Annotated in this window: 17 protein-coding genes, 1 tRNA gene and 2 pseudogenes; 17 read left to right on the top strand and 3 right to left on the bottom strand. The window is 41.1% G+C overall.

Features of this window, described 5'->3' with window-relative positions; all coding sequences use genetic code 11:
- Window position 1: 1 nt before the first annotated feature.
- From leuB to B7717_RS08715, 15 genes and pseudogenes are all read left to right on the top strand, one after another.
- On the top strand, window positions 2-1,039 hold the full coding sequence (gene leuB, locus B7717_RS08780; protein ID WP_084944560.1) for a 3-isopropylmalate dehydrogenase: 1,038 nt from the start codon (window positions 2-4) through the stop codon (window positions 1,037-1,039).
- Window positions 1,036-1,305 carry a DUF1294 domain-containing protein gene (locus tag B7717_RS08775; protein WP_070657584.1) on the top strand — a complete coding sequence of 90 codons (270 nt, stop codon included), beginning with the start codon at window positions 1,036-1,038 and terminating at the stop codon, window positions 1,303-1,305. Before leuB ends, B7717_RS08775 begins: the two co-directional genes overlap by 4 nt.
- Window positions 1,306-1,308: 3 nt before the next feature.
- Complete coding sequence (gene leuC, locus B7717_RS08770) at window positions 1,309-2,691, top strand: 3-isopropylmalate dehydratase large subunit (protein ID WP_070657586.1); 1,383 nt, start codon at window positions 1,309-1,311, stop codon at window positions 2,689-2,691.
- A 9-nt stretch (window positions 2,692-2,700) separates the two neighbouring features.
- On the top strand, window positions 2,701-3,294 hold the full coding sequence (leuD, locus tag B7717_RS08765; RefSeq protein WP_070657588.1) for a 3-isopropylmalate dehydratase small subunit: 594 nt from the start codon (window positions 2,701-2,703) through the stop codon (window positions 3,292-3,294).
- Between the two features lie 27 nt (window positions 3,295-3,321).
- On the top strand, window positions 3,322-4,101 hold the full coding sequence (locus B7717_RS08760; protein WP_000160506.1) for an L-threonylcarbamoyladenylate synthase: 780 nt from the start codon (window positions 3,322-3,324) through the stop codon (window positions 4,099-4,101).
- 152 nt (window positions 4,102-4,253) lie between these two features.
- A pseudogene (locus B7717_RS08755) lies at window positions 4,254-4,521 on the top strand (McrB family protein); the annotation flags it as partial.
- Window positions 4,522-4,672: 151 nt separating this feature from the next.
- Window positions 4,673-5,554 (top strand): hypothetical protein, encoded by an 882-nt coding sequence (locus B7717_RS08750; protein WP_084944559.1) that lies wholly within the window; start codon window positions 4,673-4,675, stop codon window positions 5,552-5,554.
- A 77-nt stretch (window positions 5,555-5,631) separates the two neighbouring features.
- A complete protein-coding gene (locus B7717_RS09790) occupies window positions 5,632-5,766 on the top strand; it encodes a hypothetical protein (protein ID WP_269780274.1) in 135 nt (44 codons plus the stop codon).
- Window positions 5,767-7,417: pseudogene (locus B7717_RS08745) on the top strand (hypothetical protein); the annotation flags it as partial.
- On the top strand, window positions 7,407-8,711 hold the full coding sequence (locus B7717_RS08740) for an McrC family protein (protein WP_070657592.1): 1,305 nt from the start codon (window positions 7,407-7,409) through the stop codon (window positions 8,709-8,711). The pseudogene B7717_RS08745 and the gene B7717_RS08740, both read left to right, overlap by 11 nt.
- A 169-nt stretch (window positions 8,712-8,880) precedes the next feature.
- The gene (locus tag B7717_RS08735; protein WP_070657594.1) at window positions 8,881-9,867 is read left to right on the top strand and encodes a GMP reductase; all 987 of its coding nucleotides are present in this window, start codon (window positions 8,881-8,883) and stop codon (window positions 9,865-9,867) included.
- Between the two features lie 68 nt (window positions 9,868-9,935).
- A tRNA-Arg gene (locus tag B7717_RS08730) sits at window positions 9,936-10,007 on the top strand.
- Window positions 10,008-10,189: 182 nt separating this feature from the next.
- Window positions 10,190-10,888, top strand: coding sequence for a ribonuclease III (gene rnc / locus B7717_RS08725; RefSeq protein WP_000661472.1), 699 nt, complete (start codon window positions 10,190-10,192; stop codon window positions 10,886-10,888).
- On the top strand, window positions 10,879-14,418 hold the full coding sequence (smc, locus tag B7717_RS08720; protein WP_070657596.1) for a chromosome segregation protein SMC: 3,540 nt from the start codon (window positions 10,879-10,881) through the stop codon (window positions 14,416-14,418). Before rnc ends, smc begins: the two co-directional genes overlap by 10 nt.
- Before the next feature lie 143 nt (window positions 14,419-14,561).
- Window positions 14,562-15,488: a bifunctional riboflavin kinase/FAD synthetase gene (locus tag B7717_RS08715; protein ID WP_070657598.1), complete on the top strand. Its 927-nt coding sequence runs from the start codon at window positions 14,562-14,564 to the stop codon at window positions 15,486-15,488.
- 82 nt (window positions 15,489-15,570) lie between these two features.
- Here B7717_RS08715 and B7717_RS08710 read toward each other — a convergent pair whose 3' ends face one another.
- From B7717_RS08710 to B7717_RS09785, 3 genes are read right to left on the bottom strand one after another with little or no spacing between them, the layout of a single operon-like run.
- Window positions 15,571-16,386 (bottom strand): TIGR03943 family putative permease subunit, encoded by an 816-nt coding sequence (locus B7717_RS08710; RefSeq protein ID WP_070657600.1) that lies wholly within the window; start codon window positions 16,384-16,386, stop codon window positions 15,571-15,573.
- Window positions 16,383-17,288: a permease gene (locus B7717_RS08705; protein WP_000151876.1), complete on the bottom strand. Its 906-nt coding sequence runs from the start codon at window positions 17,286-17,288 to the stop codon at window positions 16,383-16,385. The genes B7717_RS08710 and B7717_RS08705 overlap by 4 nt, the downstream gene beginning before the upstream one ends.
- Window positions 17,289-17,420, bottom strand: a complete 132-nt coding sequence (locus B7717_RS09785) for an SPJ_0845 family protein (RefSeq protein WP_000268696.1) — start codon at window positions 17,418-17,420, stop codon at window positions 17,289-17,291. It abuts the gene before it with no gap.
- 130 nt (window positions 17,421-17,550) lie between these two features.
- Between B7717_RS09785 and B7717_RS08695 the strand changes: the two genes are divergently transcribed.
- Together B7717_RS08695 and B7717_RS08690 are read left to right on the top strand one after the other, a co-directional pair.
- A complete protein-coding gene (locus B7717_RS08695) occupies window positions 17,551-19,680 on the top strand; it encodes a Tex family protein (RefSeq protein ID WP_084944558.1) in 2,130 nt (709 codons plus the stop codon).
- Window positions 19,667-20,110 carry a SprT family protein gene (locus B7717_RS08690; RefSeq protein WP_000778611.1) on the top strand — a complete coding sequence of 148 codons (444 nt, stop codon included), beginning with the start codon at window positions 19,667-19,669 and terminating at the stop codon, window positions 20,108-20,110. The genes B7717_RS08695 and B7717_RS08690 overlap by 14 nt, the downstream gene beginning before the upstream one ends.
- Window positions 20,111-20,164 lie beyond the last annotated feature (54 nt).

Raw genomic sequence — 20,164 nt, 5'->3', positions numbered from 1 at the left:
TATGACAAAGAAAATAGTAGCTCTAGCAGGGGATGGAATCGGTCCAGAAATCATGGAAGCTGGTTTAGCAGTTCTAGAAGCTCTAGCTTCAAAAACAGGTTTTGACTATGAGATAGACAGATGCCCCTTTGGAGGTGCAGGTATTGATGCTGCTGGGCATCCCTTACCTGATGAGACCCTCAAGGCATGTAGAGAAGCAGATGCTATTCTCCTAGCAGCCATCGGTAGTCCCCAGTATGATGGGGCAGCGATTCGGCCTGAACAAGGCTTGCTGGCTCTTCGTAAGGAACTAAATCTCTATGCCAATATTCGCCCTGTAAAAATCTTTGACAGTCTCAAACATTTGTCACCTCTCAAACTGGAACGAATTGCTGGTGTGGACTTTGTCGTGGTGCGTGAGTTGACAGGAGGGATTTACTTTGGGGATCATATTCTAGAAGAGCGAAAAGCGCGTGATATCAACGACTACAGTTATGAGGAAGTGGAGCGGATTATTCGCAAGGCCTTTGAAATTGCAAAAAATCGGAGAAAAATCCTCACCAGTATCGATAAGCAAAATGTGTTAGCGACTTCTAAACTTTGGCGGAGAGTAGCTGAGGATGTTGCTAAGGATTTCCCAGATGTGACCTTGGAACATCAGCTGGTGGACTCAGCTGCCATGATCATGATTACCAATCCTGCTAAGTTTGATGTCATCGTGACAGAAAATCTTTTCGGAGATATTCTCTCGGATGAATCAAGCGTTCTATCTGGCACACTTGGAGTCATGCCATCTGCTAGTCACTCTGAAAATGGCCCAAGTCTCTATGAGCCCATTCACGGTTCGGCACCTGATATTGCAGGTCAAGGAATTGCCAATCCTATTTCCATGATTTTGTCAGTTGCCATGATGTTGAGAGATAGCTTTGGACGTTATGAGGATGCGGAGCGTATCGAACATGCTGTAGAAGCCAGTTTGGAAGCAGGAATTTTAACGAGAGATATAGGAGGAAAGGCTTCGACCAAGGAAATGACGGAAGCCATCATTGAAAGACTATGAAGATAAACGAAGGAATTACTCTTACCCTCTTGATTTGGAATGTCATAATTTTTATCATTTATGGAATCGACAAATCCAAGGCAAGGAGAGGTGCTTGGCGCATCCCAGAGAAAATTCTCTTGACGATAGCACTTGTCTGTGGTGGATTTGGTGCCTGGTTAGCAGGAATGATCTTTCATCACAAGACTCGAAAATGGTATTTTAAAACGGTTTGGTTCCTTGGCATGGTAACCACACTAGTAGCCCTATATTTCATTTGGAGGTAATGGATGGCAGGAAAATCGATTTTTGATAAATTATGGGACCGCCATGTCATCACAGGAGAAGAGGGGCAGCCCCAACTCATGTATGTGGACCAGCACTATATTCATGAAGTGACTAGTCCCCAAGCTTTTCAAGGATTACGAGATGCAGGTCGCAGATTGAGACGACCAGACTTGACATTTGGCACCTTTGACCACAATGTACCAACGGTCAATATCTACGATATTCGAGATGTCATTTCCAAGGCGCAAATTGATAAGCTTGCTGAAAATGTTGAGGAGTTTGGGATTGAACATGCGGCCCATGGTTCTGAAAAACAAGGTATCGTTCACATGGTAGGTCCAGAAACAGGAAGAACTCAACCAGGGAAATTCATTGTCTGTGGAGACAGCCATACAGCTACTCACGGAGCTTTCGGAGCCATCGCCTTTGGGATTGGGACTAGTGAGGTTGAGCATGTCTTTGCGACCCAGACCCTCTGGCAGGTCAAACCCAAGAAAATGCTGGTAGAATTCACTGGTGTTCCTCAAAAAGGAGTTTATTCTAAGGATTACATTTTAGCCTTGATTGCCAAGTACGGCGTTGCTTGTGGTGTAGGCTATGTGGTGGAATATCGTGGGCAAGCGATTGATGCTCTGACCATGGAAGAGCGAATGACCATCTGCAATATGTCCATCGAGTTTGGCTCTAAGATGGGGATCATGAACCCGGATCAGACTACCTATGATTATCTCAAGGGACGAGAATGTGTTCCAGAGGACTTTGAAGAGGCTGTGGCTGATTGGAAGACACTTGTCAGTGATGAGGATGCCGTTTATGATAAGGTTATTCAGATGGATGTCTCTGACTTGGCACCTATGGTGACCTGGGGAACCAATCCTGCTATGGGAGTTGACTTTGACAGTAGTTTTCCAGAAATTAAGGATATGAATGATGAGCGAGCTTATCATTACATGGACTTGGAGCCTGGTCAAAAGCCAGCGGACATTGAACTAGGTTATATCTTTATCGGATCTTGTACCAATGCTCGTCTCAGTGACTTGCAACTAGCTGCTCGATTTGTCAAAGGAAAGAAAATTGCTCCCAATCTAACAGCAATTGTAGTTCCGGGCTCTCGTCCTGTGAAACGAGCTGCTGAGAAGTTGGGCTTGGACAAAGTCTTTCTAGATGCTGGTTTTGAGTGGAGAGACCCAGGTTGCTCCATGTGTCTAGGGATGAATCCCGACAAGGTACCTGATGGCGTCCACTGTGCTTCAACCAGTAACCGTAACTTTGAAGATAGGCAGGGATTTGGGGCTAAGACACATCTTTGCAGTCCAGCCATGGCAGCTGCGGCAGCTATCGCAGGGCGCTTCGTAGATGTTCGACAAATGCCAGAAGCCCAGTAAGGAGAGGATATGGAGAAATTTACAGTTTATACGGGAACGACCGTTCCTCTTATGAATGATAACATTGATACTGACCAAATCCTTCCCAAGCAGTTTCTCAAGTTAATTGATAAAAAAGGCTTTGGTAAGTACCTTATGTATGCTTGGCGTTATCTAGACGATAACTACACTGAGGATCCAGATTTTGTTTTTAACCGACCTGAATATCGTAAAGCCAGTATTCTTATCTCGGGGGATAACTTTGGGGCGGGTTCTTCGAGGGAACACGCAGCTTGGGCTCTAGCTGACTATGGTTTTAAGGTTGTGATTGCAGGATCTTTTGGGGACATTCATTACAATAATGAACTCAATAATGGCATGTTGCCTATTGTTCAGCCTAGGGAGGTTAGAGAAAAGCTAGCCCAACTCAAACCGACCGACCAGGTAACTGTAGACTTGAAACAACAAAAAATCATCTCATCAGTTGGAGAATTCACTTTCGAAATCGATAGCGAGTGGAAACACAAGCTCTTAAATGGTTTGGATGATATCGGCATTACTTTGCAGTATGAAGACTTGATTGCTGCTTATGAAAAACAACGTCCAGCCTACTGGCAGGATTAGAAAAAATAGAAAAGGAACTATAGAACTATGACAAAACACATTCAATGGAACGGAACACTTTCTCAAGAAGGCTATGACATTTTAAAAGGTGAGGGCGGATGTATCGTTTGCCCTACAAAAGTTGGTTACATTATCATGACTAGCGATAAAGCAGGACTTGAACGCAAATTTGAAGCTAAAGAGCGTAACCGTAACAAACCAGGTGTTGTACTTTGTGGTAGCATGGATGAGCTTCGCGCTTTAGCACAACTCAACCCAGAAATTGAAGCCTTCTACCAAAAACATTGGGACGAAGACATTCTCCTCGGTTGTATCCTTCCATGGAAACCAGAAGCCTTTGAGAAATTGAAAGCATACGGTGATGGCCGTGAGGAGCTCATGACAGACGTTCGTGGTACTAGCTGTTTTGTCATCAAGTTTGGTAAAGCTGGTGAGCAGTTGGCTGCTAAACTTTGGGAAGAAGGCAAGATGGTCTACGCCTCATCAGCCAACCCATCTGGAAAAGGAAACCGTGGTAAGGTAGAAGGAATCGGAGAACGTATCGAAGGAGCAGTGGACCTTGTCATCGAAGCAGATGACTACGTTGCTTCAATCCAACCAGACAAAACGATTGAAACGCGCTACGAGCAAGGTGTGATGGTTTCTATGGTCGATAAGGACGGAAAACTCATCCCAGAACAAGGAGGAGACCGTTCAATCTCACCAGCACCAGTCGTTATCCGTAAAGGGCTTGACATTGATAAAATCATGATGCATTTGTCAGATACCTTTAACTCATGGGACTACCGTCAAGGTGAGTATTATTAAGATAAAAAAGAAGTCTAGTGTTATGAGGGAATAAAACCCTCTACTCTAGGCTTTTTCTTTAGAAATTCTTTTCTTTTTATATAGGATATGATATTCTATATATAAAATATATAGTTTTATATTCGAACATTATTATAAAAGGAGTAAGATTGATGTTGAAAAGAAAAGTTAGTCTGGAAGATTTTTATGACTGGTACCAAGAAAATAAAATAAGATTAAGAGAAGATGCATCTAAATATAGTATTTACAATGAACAATTACGTGAAGAATTTCTTAAAGAGTGGCCACTTGATAGAATTTTAACCATGTCTATTGATGATTATGTTATTGGGAAAGGTGCTAAAAGTAATTCTTTTTGCTATAGTCTTGAGAGGGGAAAATACAAATCCTTATTTATGGGAATTGGAGGCGGAGCTTCTCCTTTCCGTTTGGTTAACTATAATTTGCACCATGAACCTAAAACGTACTTAAAAGAGGTGGAAAAAATAAAAAAGCTCGGTAAGATAGAGATAGAACGAACAATGAGTAGGGTAAAACGATAGTAAATAAATAGATTGGAAGGGTGTATGAGATGGGAACGAAAGGGATTAGCAAGAAAGTTTTTGAGACAATTTTTTCAACGGCTTCAGTGGATTGTAGTAATGTTAATAGTGGTTTAGAAATGTTAATGCGCTATTATAAGGATGATATCCCTAAATCACCTCGATTTTTATATGATTCAGATGCGGTATACTTTTATAATTTTGATGAAGAAATTAAAGAACTGGATAATGATTGGCAAAGGAGAGATTTAGCAGAACGCGGAGATATTATGACTTCGATTTGGACTCCAATCACTTATTATTTAGACCTGAATAAAGATGGCAAAATATTAGCGAAAAATAATGCTGGTATCGATATAGTTCTTCAAAATGATGAAACTAGGAATAATGAGAAGCTTACTATTTTTAATTATTTGGCAGAACATTATGCATCGAGAGGAAATTTGTTGTTATTACCGAATATGACAAATAAAGCAGGAAAAAGAAATTTGAATCCTGATAAATTTATGATGTCAGAAGATAAACTTGATCAGTTTTTATACTATTGTTTAAAAGGGAAACTAATGGAGTATTTCAACAACAAGAAAAATTTAGTGGAATGGGTTTTTTCAGAAAGTTTAGAATGTATGTTTCTTCAAGGTTTTTTTCAACACTCATTAGAGGAAATTGAAAATCGTAAAGTTGCTATAGACAGAAATAATATAGAAATTAAAGAAAATAACATACAACGATTAATTGATAAATTTGAAATCTCAGATTATAAATATCGAGACTTTTCATTAGAAGATTGGAAGACGTATTTTGATAGATTGAACAAAGTGATTGCGTATCGTAATTCAGTTGATATTAAACCTCACTTACCTTTAAAGTGGGATAAAAGAGATTGCTCAACAACAACTGAGGAAGTGTAAATCGTGATATCTAAGAAAAGAAAAATTCTTGTATTTGTATGGATTCTAAGTGAGAAAGATAAAAAGGAGGAACGACAATGGCAACAATAGAAAGTGGAGCGAGATTTGGGATTCCGCTGGTATTCCTAGTGAGTTTTGTGTTTATTGCGACATGTGTGTTTGTTATTTTCGTCCGCCGATGGACAGCCGCAAAACAAAGCGGAGGTTCTTAAAAATTTGGTATTTATTGGAATGAAAAAACAAAGAGTTATAAAGATCAAGCTAATAAAGTCATTCCTCTTTCAGAGTTGGATCATCGATTTACTAAATTGAAAACAGATTTGTACGAAATTATTAAAGAAGGTATTCATTTCAAATTTGATAATCCGATTTTTGATATGAAAAAGTCTACGAATGAATTTATTGGTCGTTCTGCGGTAGTGACAAAATTACTTTGTATTTATTCTGAGAATCATTCTTTTTTAGGGGTAAATATGAATAGTCAGAATGAATTTTGGAATAGGTTGATTCCTCAACGTAATCAAGGAGGACCCTACCTTCAGAATCATGAGATTTGTAAACTGGTTTCTAAAACCTATCCTGAACTAGAATCTTCTATGTTAGGTAGTTTTTTATTTGAGTATTCAAAAGATTTTATAGATAGTGATAATAGGCAAGAGGAGGAACAAATGCATGCACAAATTAATCTTCAACATCCATTGAGTCGAACTTTACTTTCATCCAAAAACCTCATCCTCCGTGGTGCTCCTGGCACAGGAAAAACTTATCTTGCTAAAGAAGTTGCCAAAGAATTAACGAATGGCAACGAAGATCAAATCGACTTTGTACAATTTCACCCATCCTATGATTATACAGATTTATACAGATTTTGTAGAGGGTTTGAGACCGGTATCAAATGGGGATGGAGCTATTGAGTTTAAGCTACAGGATGGTATTTTTAAAGATTTTTGTCAGAAAGCAAAAGAAGCCCAATTGATTGGAGGACAAGATAATTTTGATGAGGCTTGGGATTCTTACTTAGAATATATAAATGTTGCTGAAGAAAAAGAATATATAACAAAAACATCTTACTTGTCTGTTAATAGTAGACAAAATTTGTCAGTAAATTATGATAGTGGTGTTCCAGGATGGTCACTACCTCGCAAATATGTTTACGAGTTGTATAAAGATAAAAATTATAATAAGCAAGAATACTACAAAAGTGGTGGAAAAACTGTCCTAGAAACATTGAGAAAGAGATTTGGTTTGAAAGACTATGTTTCCCCAACAGAAATTGATACTGATAAGAAATTCGTCTTCATCATCGATGAAATCAATCGTGGAGAGATTTCAAAGATTTTTGGTGAACTCTTTTTCTCTATTGACCCTGGTTATCGTGGTGAAAAGGGAAGTGTTTCTACCCAATATGCTAATTTACATGAGACTGATGAGAAATTTTATATCCCTGAAAATGTCTATATCATCGGAACTATGAATGATATTGACCGATCAGTGGATACCTTTGATTTTGCTATGCGTCGTCGTTTCCGTTTTGTTGAAGTTACAGTTGGTATGCTTGATGACGTGCTTGGTGATAAAGCCGAAGAAGCAAAAACTCGTCTAAGAAACTTGAATGCTGCTATCGAAAACGTTCAAGAGCTAAATAGTCATTATCATATCGGACCAAGTTATTTCCTTAAGTTGCAGGATGTGGATTTTGACTATGAGTTACTCTGGTCTGATTACCTCAAACCTCTATTGGAAGATTACTTACGTGGTTCTTATGAGGAGGCCGAAACTCTGGATACATTGAAAAAAGCATTTGATCTGACAAATAACGAGCAAACAGTTCAGCAAGATACTGGTGATAATGATGCGTATAACTGATAATCAGCATAAAATTGCTAAAGAAGACTTTGTAGCAGAATATCCCAAACTAAGTCAAGCGCTTCTTGATAGAACACTGGATAACCTTTCTCGAGAGGACCGTATCTTTATTTTCCCGAATGATTTGATAAATTCTCTTGATTTAGATAAGGACCAAAAGATTTTGGAAACAGTTAATCAGGAAATCAAGACAGGAAACGTGATTGGTTTTCTTGGATATGGTCAGGAAAGATTAACGATTGCCTCTCGTTTTTCTGATGAAAGTAACGACCATTTTTTGCATTATCTCTTACAAAAGGTTCTCAATATCAATCTGACTAGTTTGGATGTCGGTCTATCTCTAGAGGATAAACTCTATCAGCTTTTGATTTACCTCTTTCCCAAGTATTTACAAGCTGCTCTCAGAAAAGGTCTTTATAAGGAATACCAGAGATTTTCTCATAACGACAGTCATGTAAAGGGAGCCGTTGATGTAGGAAATCATCTTAAGAAAAATCTTCCTTTTACGGGAAATATTGCCTATACAACAAGAGAGTTTACCTATGATAATCCACTCATGCAGTTGATTCGGCATACGATTGAGTACATAAAGATTCAAAAAAGTTTTGGAGCACTACTTGATAGTAATCGTGAAAATATAACTGAAATTACTCGTGCAACTCCAGCTTATAAACTAGCTGATCGTGCTAAGATTATCAGAATGAATAAAATCAAACCCATCCGACACGCCTACTTCAGAGAGTACAGAAAGTTACAGGAACTCTGCTTGATGATTCTGAGTAGAGAAAAGCATGGTCTTGGCCCTCAATCTCAAAGGGTACATGGTATTCTCTTTGATGTTGCCTGGCTTTGGGAAGAGTATGTTCACAGCTTGTTGCCAAAAGGTTTCATCCATCCACGAAATAAAGATAAGACGGACGGAATTTCAGTATTTTCTGTTGGGAAACGAAAGGTATATCCAGATTTTTATGACAGAGAACGAAAGATTGTTCTAGATGCAAAATATAAGAAACTGGAGTTCACTGAAAAAGGAATCAACCGTGAGGACTTATTCCAGCTGATTTCCTATTCTTATATTTTAGAAGCTGAGAAAGCTGGTCTTGTTTTTCCGAGCAAGCACAAGGTTGTTGATAATGAGATAGGAAAGCTAGCAGGTTATGGAGCTTTGTTGAAGAAATTGTCTATCCATATTCCTCAGAATGCTTCATCTTATAATGAATTTTGTGAAATGATGGAAAGCTCCGAAGCGATTTTTAAAAGAAATATTGATAAGGAAGTGGGGAGAAACTAATCTCCTCACTTTTTATATTTAAATTATAAAAACCGAACATTATTGTTTTATAATTAAAATTATTTGACAAAAACTGTACTTTAGTTTATAATAAATCAAGGAAACGTCGGAAAAGGCGTAGGGATGCGCAAGCATAGGTAGGTCATTACAAAAGAAACGAGACAGCGATATGTTAAATGAATTTCCAATTTTTGATTACGAAGATATTCAGTTGATCCCAAATAAATGTGTCATTAAAAGCCGTGCAGAAGCAGACACAAGCGTCACACTTGGAAATCACACTTTCAAATTACCTGTTGTACCAGCCAACATGCAGACGATTTTGGATGAGGATGTTGCAGAGCAACTTGCTAAAGGCGGTTACTTTTACATTATGCATCGTTTTGATGAGGCTGGGCGCATTCCTTTTATCAAACGCATGCACGATCAAGGGCTCATTGCTTCTATTTCAGTCGGTGTCAAGGATTACGAGTATGATTTTGTTAGCCAACTCAAGGCTGATGCTCCTGAGTATATCACGATTGACATTGCTCATGGACATGCAGATAGCGTGATTTCTATGATTCAACACATTAAGAAAGAATTACCAGATACGTTTGTCATTGCTGGTAACGTGGGAACACCAGAAGCTGTGCGTGAATTGGAAAATGCCGGTGCGGATGCGACTAAGGTCGGAATCGGTCCTGGTAAGGTTTGTATCACCAAGGTCAAGACTGGTTTTGGTACAGGTGGTTGGCAATTGGCTGCCCTACGTTGGTGTGCTAAGGCTGCGCGTAAACCGATCATTGCTGATGGTGGGATTCGTACTCATGGTGATATTGCTAAGTCTATCCGTTTCGGTGCCAGCATGGTCATGATCGGTTCCCTTTTTGCAGGACACATCGAAAGCCCAGGGAAAACGATTGAAGTTGATGGCGAACAGTTCAAAGAATACTATGGTTCAGCTTCTCAATATCAAAAAGGAGCATATAAAAATGTGGAAGGCAAACGCATTTTGCTTCCTACCAAAGGGCATTTGCAAGACACCCTTACTGAGATGGAGCAGGACTTACAAAGTGCTATTTCCTACGCAGGTGGACGCAGAATTGCTGACCTTAAACATGTTGATTATGTTATCGTGAAAAACTCTATCTGGAACGGGGATGCATCCCACTAATGGACGCTTAGTCTACCCATAAAAAAACTTGTTATTAGAGCAAATTTCTGTTATAATAAGACAAGTTTCCACCCTTAGTGTAATGGATATCACGTAAGATTCCGGTTCTTGAGATGGGGGTTCGATTCCCTCAGGGTGGATGTAAAAAGCCTATGAAAGCCTTAAATAAGGCTTTTTTCTTTATCTCGCCCCAAGTTTATCCCTAAAATTGAAATTGTCTTCTAAAAAATGCTCAATTCCCCTCTAGTCCCGTTTTAAAGTGACTAAGGGGGCTTTTTTTGATATAATAAGAAGGACTGTTATCAGTTAGAAAGAGGTTGGTATGAAAGAATTACAAACTGTACTAAAGAAGCGTTTTGCAATCGAATTTGCAGACAAAAACTTACTGGAAACGGCCTTTACTCATACGAGTTATGCCAATGAGCACCGCCTCTTAAAAATTTCACACAATGAGCGCTTGGAATTTTTAGGAGACGCTGTTCTGCAATTATTGATTTCAGAATATCTGTATAAAAAATATCCTAAGAAACCAGAGGGAGATTTGTCTAAACTCCGTGCTATGATTGTCCGTGAGGAGAGTTTGGCTGGTTTTGCGCGTGATTGCCAGTTTGATCAGTTTATCAAGCTAGGAAAAGGAGAAGAAAAGTCTGGTGGGCGCAATCGTGACACCATTCTTGGAGATGCCTTTGAAGCTTTTTTGGGAGCATTGCTTTTGGACAAGGATGTTGCTAGAGTAAAAGAGTTCATCTATCAGGTCATGATTCCCAAGGTTGAAGCAGGTGACTTTGAAATGATTAAGGATTACAAGACACACCTGCAAGAGTTGCTCCAGGTCAATGGAGATGTGGATATTCGCTACCAGGTGACCTCTGAGACGGGGCCTGCCCATGACAAGGTTTTTGATGTAGAAGTTCTGGTTGAGGGCAAGAGTATCGGAAAAGGTCAAGGTCGTTCTAAAAAATTGGCTGAGCAAGAGGCCGCTAAAAATGCAGTTGAGAAAGGGCTGGATTCATGTATTTAAAGGAGATTGAGATTCAGGGATTCAAGTCCTTTGCTGACAAGACCAAGGTCGTATTTGACCAAGGCGTGACAGCTGTCGTTGGACCCAATGGTTCTGGGAAGTCAAATATCACAGAAAGTTTGCGATGGGCCTTGGGTGAGTCTAGTGTCAAGAGTCTTCGTGGTGGCAAGATGCCGGACGTTATCTTTGCTGGAACTGAAAGTCGCAAACCACTCAATTATGCCTCTGTTGTCGTGACCTTGGACAATGAAGATGGTTTTATTAAGGATGCAGGGCAAGTCATTAAGGTAGAACGCCATATCTACCGTAGTGGAGATAGCGAGTATCGAATTGATGGCAAGAAAGTTCGCTTGCGTGATATTCATGACCTCTTCTTGGATACCGGTTTGGGTCGGGATTCCTTCTCCATCATTTCCCAAGGGAAGGTTGAGGAAATTTTTAACTCCAAACCCGAAGAACGCCGTGCTATTTTTGAAGAAGCTGCTGGAGTTTTAAAATACAAGACTCGTCGAAAAGAAACAGAAAGCAAACTGCAACAAACTCAAGACAATCTCGACCGCTTAGAGGATATTATCTATGAATTGGACAATCAAATCAAGCCCCTTGCAAAACAAGCCGAGAATGCGCGCAAGTTTCTCGACTTGGATGGTCAACGCAAGGCGATTTACTTGGATGTACTGATTGCTCAAATCAAGGAAAACAAGTCTGAACTAGAGCTAACAGAAGACGAGCTAACGCAGGTTCAGGAACTCTTGACCAGTTATTACCAAAAACGTGAAGAGTTAGAAGAGGAAAATCAAACTCTTAAAAAGAAACGCCAAGATCTCCAAGCTCAAATGGCTAAAGACCAAGGGAGCTTAATGGATTTGACTAGTTTGATCAGTGACTTAGAGCGAAAACTAGCCTTGTCTAAACTGGAATCTGAGCAGGTAGCCCTCAATCAACAAGAAGCACAAACCCGTTTGGCGACTTTGGAAGATAAGAGAAAGGCTCTGAGTAAAGAAAAATCTGAAAAAGAAGCGAACTTGGAACAGTTAGAGGAAAGTCTAGCTGAAAACAACAAGGAACTCAATCGTTTAGAAGCGGAGTTGTTGGCATTTTCAGATGATCCTGACCAAATGATCGAGCTCCTGCGTGAACGTTTTGTTGCGCTTTTACAAGAAGAAGCGGATGTCTCAAACCAACTGACCCGCATCGAGAATGAGTTGGAAAACAGCCGTCAGCAGTCTCAAAAACAAGCTGATCAACTTGAGAAACTGAAAGAACAACTGGCTACAGCTAGAGAAAAGGCCAGTCAACAGCAGGCTGAGCTTGAAACTGCCAAGGAGCAGGTTCAGAAATTATTGGCTGACTACCAAGCTAGTGCCAAGGAACAAGAGGAGCAGAAAGTTTCTTACCAAGCCCAGCAGAGCCAACTCTTTGATCGTCTAGACAGTCTCAAAAACAAGCAGGCTAGAGCCCAGAGTTTGGAAAACATCCTAAAAAATCATAGTAATTTTTATGCGGGTGTTAAGAGTGTTCTTCAAGAAAAAGCCCGTCTTGGTGGGATCATTGGTGCAGTCAGTGAACATTTGACCTTTGATGTGCATTATCAAACTGCCCTAGAGATTGCGCTTGGAGCTAGCAGTCAGCATATCATCGTAGAAGATGAAAACGCGGCAACAAAGGCGATTGATTTCCTCAAGCGCAATAGAGCTGGTCGTGCGACCTTTCTTCCATTGACGACTATCAAAGCTCGTACGATTTCTAGTCAGAATCAAGATGCTATCGCAGCAAGTCCAGGATTTCTGGGAATGGCAGATGAGTTGGTGTCGTTTGATAAGAGACTAGAAGCCATTTTCAAAAACTTGCTAGCCACAACGGCTATCTTTGATACCGTAGAACATGCCCGTACGGCAGCTCGTCAAGTTCGTTACCAGGTTCGTATGGTGACGCTTGATGGTACCGAATTGCGTACAGGTGGTTCCTACGCGGGTGGTGCCAATCGTCAAAACAACAGTATTTTCATCAAGCCAGAGCTGGAACAATTACAAAAAGAAATTGCTGAAGAAGAAGCTGACTTGCGGTCAGAAGAAGCGAGTTTGAAGACCTTGCAAGATGAGATGGCGGTATTGGCAGAAAGATTAGAAGCCATCAAATCTCAGGGTGAGCAAGCTCGTATTCAGGAGCAAGGTTTGTACCTCGCTTATCAACAAACCAATCAGCAGGTCGAAGAACTGGAAACGCTTTGGAAACTTCAAGAAGAGGAATTAAATCGCCTATCTGAAGGAGATTGGCAAGCGGACAAGGAAAAATGCCAAGAGCGCCTTGCAACTATCGCCAGTGAAAAGCAAAATCTGGAAGCTGAGATTGAAGAGATTAAGTCTAACAAAAACGCTATTCAAGAACGTTATCAAAACTTGCAGGAACAAGTAGCGCAAGCACGCTTGCTTAAGTCAGAACTGCAAGGACAAAAGCGGTATGAAGTGACTGATATTGAACGACTAAGTAAGGAATTGGATAATCTGGATCTCGAACAAGAGGAAATTCAGCGCCTTCTCCAAGAAAAGGTTGATAATCTTGAGAAAGTGGATACGGATTTGCTAAGTCAGCAGGTGGAAGAGGCCAAAACTCAGAAAGCCAATCTTCAACAAGGTCTGATTCGCAAGCAGTTTGAATTGGATGATATCGAGGGTCAGCTGGATGATATTGCCAGCCATTTGGATCAGGCTCGTCAGCAGAATGAAGAGTGGATTCGTAAACAAACACGTGCTGAAGCCAAAAAGGAAAAGGTCAGTGAACGCTTGCGCTATCTACAAGCTCAATTAACTGACCAGTACCAGATCAGCTACACTGAGGCTCTAGAAAAAGCACATGAGTTGGAAGATCTCAATCTGGCAGAGCAAGAGGTTAAAGATCTTGAGAAAGCTATTCGCTCACTCGGTCCAGTCAATTTGGATGCTATTGAACAGTACGAAGAAGTCCACAATCGTTTGGATTTCCTCAATAGCCAGCGTGATGATATTTTGTCTGCGAAAAACCTGCTCCTTGAGACCATCACAGAGATGAATGATGAGGTTAAGGAACGCTTTAAATCAACCTTTGAGGCGATTCGTGAGTCCTTTAAAGTGACCTTTAGACAGATGTTTGGTGGAGGTCAGGCAGACTTGATATTAACTGAGGGTGACCTTTTAACAGCTGGTGTGGAGATTTCTGTTCAACCACCAGGTAAGAAAATCCAGTCTCTCAACCTCATGAGTGGTGGTGAAAAAGCCCTATCTGCTCTGGCTCTGCTCTTCTCCATTATCCGTGTTAAGACCATTCCTTTTGTTATCTTGGACGAGGTAGAGGCTGCGCTAGACGAAGCCAATGTCAAACGTTTTGGGGATTACCTTAACCGCTTTGACAAGGATAGTCAGTTCATCGTCGTAACCCACCGTAAGGGGACGATGGCGGCAGCGGATTCTATCTATGGAGTGACCATGCAAGAATCAGGTGTTTCTAAGATTGTTTCGGTTAAGTTAAAAGATTTAGAAGAAACAATAGACTAGTTACCAAATGATAGCATCTCTTAGGAGGTGCTATTTTTTAAAACTAAAGCCCTAAATTTTCTCTTACGGTCAGTTCAGGCGCAAAAAACGATATTTGGGATTTCCTCTTAGCGAAAAGACTTTCTCTATGATATAATAGTTTCATGATTACAACAGTACCTATTAAGAACGAAAAAGACATTGCAGTACCGGGAAAAACAGTCCTTGTACTAGGTTATTTTGATGGCATCCACAAGGGACATCAGAAACTCTTTGAAGTGGCCAGCAAGGCTTCGATGAAGGATTATCTGCCAGTTGTCGTGATGACCTTTACAGAATCGCCAAAACTTGCCTTACAACCTTACCAACCTGAACTCATGCTTCACATCGTCAATCATGAGGAACGAGAGCACAAGATGAAGTGGCACGGAGTAGAGGCTCTTTTCCTACTTGACTTTAGTAGCAAATTTGCTAGTCTAACGGGTCAAGAATTCTTTGATACCTATGTTCGAGCTTTAAAACCAGCGATTATTGTAGCAGGATTTGACTATACCTTTGGCTCAGATAAGAAAACTGCGGATGACCTGAAGGACTATTTTGATGGAGAGATCATCATTGTTCCTCCAGTTGAGGATGAAAAGGGCAAGATTAGTTCTACACGGATTCGTCAGGCAATTCTTGATGGAGATGTAAAGGAAGTCAAGCATCTGCTCGGCACTCCGCTCCCATCTCGTGGAATGGTCGTTCATGGAAATGCTCGTGGGCGGACTATTGGTTATCCAACAGCCAATCTGGTCCTAAGAGACCGAACTTACATGCCAGCGGACGGTGTTTACGTAGTCGATATCGAAGTGCAACGTCAGAGATATCGTGGCATGGCAAGTGTTGGGAAAAATGTTACTTTCGATGGAGAAGAACCACGTTTTGAAGTCAATATTTTCGACTTTTCAGACGATATTTACGGTGAGACAGTCATGGTCTACTGGCTGGACCGTGTTCGCGATATGGTCAAATTTGACTCCGTAGAGGAATTGGTAGACCAACTCCAGAAAGACGAAGAGATTGCTCGGAACTGGAAGGATGGAGAGTGAGAGTTTGCTATCAATTCGAAAGAGTAGGTAGAATGAAATTCATATAATGGACAAAAAAGTAGCCTGTTCAGGCTACTTTTTATTAAAACACGCGATAGACATAAGGATTTTCTGGTTTGTCTACTTTTGTGAAACTCTCAACCTCTAGTGTTGGGAGTTTTTGTTTGAGCTCTTTATGGTAGTGGAGAGTCAGGGTTCCGCTAGCGGTGATCCAAGTATTGTCAGGATACTGGCGTGAGTTCCCCTTTGTCAAGAGTCCATATACACCAGAATCGGCGATACAGTGGATGATTCCAAAGCGAAAGAGGAACTGGCTATCTGGATGGCTAGGATCGTTATAGACAAAGCCTGTAAATTCGATTTTCTTTCCTTCAAACTCTTGAGGGTAGTCATAGAGAACTTCCATGACCTCCATATAGTTTTCATCAGTGATTTGAATGGTTGGTTGGGTGAGGTATTTGTCAGCTGTAGACCTCATTTCCTTTTCATAAGCAGATTTGGAAAAATAGGTGCTGGTATCGGGTTTGAGGTATTGACTGGATGTTCCTTCGCTTGCCTGAATAGCAGTATCGATTCCCTCAGCAAGTGGGAAATGGTATCCCTTAGCAGACACGGTTCTCGAGTCCAAACTTACTGTCGGAAAGGCAACCCCAATCAACAGAGGTAGTGACAGTAAAAGGAGGCTGATTCGTCTAGCTCGACGACTTTCTAAATGGCTGCGAGAGTTGATTTTCTTGATCCAGATATAGAATTGGACCAGAGCCAATAGAAGAGAAAGGAGCATGGAAATATAGACTAGATAGGAATAGTGGAGGTTAATGTAGTGACTGAGCTTGCCAGAAAGCTGCAGATACAGAGTTAGGGCAAAATAACCCAGTAAAATGAAAAATCGCATCATAGCAACACTCCAAACATGTAAGAATAAAGCAAGACAAGCACTGTCACAATACCCATAAATTGCCAGATGAAGCGCACTTTGAGATAGTGTTTCATCATGAGGAGATTTTTGATATCAAGCATGGGGCCTATGATCAGAAAGGCAAGGACTGGCGCTAGGCCGAAGCTCGAGAGGAGAGAAGCTCCGATAAAGGCGTCCGCCTCGCTACAAAGAGAGAGGAGAAAGGCTAGAAACATGAGCAAGAGAATCGCAAGGACTGGACTTGCACTGATAGAGGTCAAGATCCGAGTCGGGACATAGACCTGCACGATAGCCGCAAAGAGACAGCCAAAGACCAAGTAACGCCCCATATCGAAAAACTCATCAATAGCTTGTATAAAGATCTGAAACACTTTTCTAGCGGGACCCAAGTGTGAAAAGTCATGTTCATGGCAAGCGATAGGATTCTCTTTTTGAATGGGTTCCTTCCAGAAAAATCCTAGGAAAATCCCCAGAATCAAAGCAATCACAATAGCTCCCAGAGCTCGCAAGAAGGCAAGTTTTATTGAATTTCCAAAGGCAGAATATGTGGCGAAAAGAACGATAGGATTGATGATGGGAGCAGTCACCAGAAAAGGAACCGCTGTGTAGCTGGGCACTTTCTTTTCCAGAAAACGATTGATAATCGGAACGATACCACATTCGCAAGAAGGAAAGAGAAAGCCAATGAAGGTACCAAAAAAGATCCTCCCCCAACGATTGCGAGGGAGAAACTCATAAACTTTATCAGGTGTGATATAGACCTCAATCAATCCCGAAATGAGACTCCCAATCAAGACAAAAGGAAGGGCTTCAATCATGATGGAGAGAAAAATAGCTCCCGCTTGTAATACACTAGGAGGAAGAGATTGGAAAATCGTCATCTATTTTTTCTTCTCAACTTTTTCTTTTTTATCTTTGTCATCTGGAAAAGTGACTTGTGTTAAGTCAGGAAGTTTTGCGAATTCTTCAAACATCTTGTCCAAGTCATCCGTTTTTGTAAATTTAACAGCCATGGGCCTACCTCTTTTCTACATTCTACCTCTATTATACTATTATTTTCTTGAAAAGGGATTATTTTGATAATCAAAGAGGTAAAAAAGGGTAGGGCGAAACAAGGGCTGTTCCTTATGGTATAATAGATTTATGGATAAAAAATATGAAAAAATCTCCCAAGATTTGGGAGTAACCTTAAAGCAAATCGATACTGTTCTAAGTTTGACGGCTGAGGGGGCGACAATTCCCTTCATCGCGCGATATCGAAAGGACATGACTGGTAGTCTGGATGAGGTGGCGATTAAGGCCATTATCGACTTGGATAAAAGTCTGACAAATCTCAACGACCGTAAAGAAGCTGTCTTAGCTAAGATACAAGAACAAGGCAAACTAACCAAGGAATTGGAAGCCGCTATTTTGGCAGCTGAAAAATTAGCAGACGTTGAAGAACTCTATCTTCCTTATAAGGAAAAACGTCGAACCAAGGCAACTATTGCCCGAGAAGCTGGACTCTTTCCTCTTGCTCGCTTGATTTTGCAAAATGTAACTGGCTTAGAGAAAGAAGCTGAGAAGTTTGTCTGTGAAGGATTTGCGACTGGTCAAGAAGCTTTGGCTGGTGCAGTTGATATCTTGGTAGAAGCCCTATCTGAAGATGTCAATCTACGTGCTATGACCTATCAGGAAGTGCTGAGACACTCTAAAATCACTTCGCAAGTCAAAGATGAAAGTCTTGATGAAAAACAAGTTTTTCAGATTTATTATGATTTTTCAGAGACAGTTGGCAACATGCAAGGTTATCGTACCTTGGCACTCAATCGTGGGGAGAAACTAGGGATTTTGAAGGTCGGCTTTGAACATGCGACGGACCGTATCTTATCTTTCTTTGCTGCCCGTTTCAAGGTGAAAAATGCCTATATAGATGAAGTTGTTCAACAGTCAGTTAAGAAAAAGGTCTTGCCTGCTATCGAACGACGCATTCGGACAGAATTGACTGAGAAAGCAGAAGAAGGAGCTATCCAACTCTTTTCTGACAATCTGCGCAATCTTCTCTTGGTTGCTCCGCTGAAAGGGCGCGTGGTTCTAGGCTTTGACCCTGCTTTTCGTACAGGTGCCAAACTTGCTGTCGTTGATGCAACAGGGAAAATGCTGACGACACAGGTTATTTATCCTGTCAAACCAGCATCAGCTCGTCAAATCGAAGAAGCCAAGCGAGACTTAGCCGACTTGATTGGCCAGTATGGCGTGGAAATTATTGCTATCGGAAATGGAACGGCTAGTCGTGAAAGTGAAGCCTTTGTGGCGGAAGTTCTTAAAGATTTTCCAGAAGTCAGCTATGTTATCGTCAATGAAAGTGGTGCTTCAGTCTATTCTGCTAGTGAACTAGCTCGTCAGGAGTTTCCAGACTTGACCGTTGAAAAGCGCTCTGCTATCTCAATCGCCCGTCGCTTGCAAGATCCTCTTGCTGAATTGGTCAAAATTGATCCCAAGTCAATCGGTGTCGGTCAATACCAGCACGATGTCAGTCAGAAGAAACTGTCTGAAAGTCTGGACTTTGTCGTCGATACCGTAGTCAACCAAGTTGGTGTCAATGTCAATACAGCTAGCCCAGCACTTCTCTCCCACGTAGCTGGACTCAATAAAACTATTTCTGAAAATATTGTCAAATACCGTGAGGAAGAAGGGAAAATCACTTCACGCGCACAAATCAAAAATGTTCCTCGTTTAGGTGCCAAAGCCTTTGAGCAAGCTGCAGGTTTCCTCCGTATTCCGGAAAGTAGCAATATTCTTGATAATACTGGAGTTCACCCAGAAAACTATGCTGCGGTTAAGGAACTCTTCAAACGCTTGGATATCAAGGACTTGAATGAAGAAGCTCAAAGCAAACTCAAGTCCCTTTCAGTCAAAGAAATGGCGCAAGAACTAGAACTTGGTCCAGAAACCCTTAAAGATATCATTGCTGATCTTCTCAAACCAGGTCGAGATTTCCGTGATTCCTTTGACGCACCTGTGCTTCGTCAAGATGTCTTGGATATCAAGGATTTAAAAGTCGGCCAGAAACTGGAAGGTGTGGTGCGGAATGTCGTTGACTTCGGTGCCTTCGTTGATATCGGGATTCACGAGGACGGCTTGATTCATATTTCCCATATGAGTCGTAAATTTATCAAACATCCCAGCCAAGTGGTATCAGTCGGAGATTTGGTAACGGTTTGGGTCAAGAAAATCGATACCGAACGTGAAAAAGTCAATCTGTCGCTCTTAGCTCCAGATGAAACTGACTGAGTACGTTCAGTCTGTTTCCCTCGAAGACTTTGGTAGACCTTTTACCCACCAAGCCCAGTGGAATTCTCGTCTGCGAACGACAGGTGGACGATTTTTCCCCAAGGATGGGCATTTGGACTTTAATCCCAAGGTTTATAATGAACTAGGTTTGGAAGTCTTTCGCAAAATCGTGCGCCATGAACTCTGTCACTATCACCTTTATTTTCAGAAAAAGGGTTATCGACATAAGGACCGAGATTTTAAAGAACTTTTGAAAGAAGTGGATGGACTGCGCTTTGTTCCCCATTTGAAAGACCAAAGTAATTTCCTGGTCTATCAGTGCCAATACTGCCAGCAACGCTATCAACGCAAGAGGAAGGTTGATACAAAACGCTATCGCTGTGGCGTCTGCCGTGGCAAACTCGTCATCTTAAATCGGCCTAAGGACTGATGTTTGTGAACCTGTTTCATGCTATACTACTTGTAAGAATACCGAAAGAGGAAA

The organism is Streptococcus oralis subsp. oralis, from assembly GCF_002096495.1.
In the GTDB taxonomy this organism is placed as follows: Bacteria; Bacillota; Bacilli; order Lactobacillales; family Streptococcaceae; genus Streptococcus; species Streptococcus oralis_CU.
The sequence above is the reverse complement of the archived record's forward strand: the minus strand, read 5'-3'. Positions and strand labels throughout refer to the sequence as shown.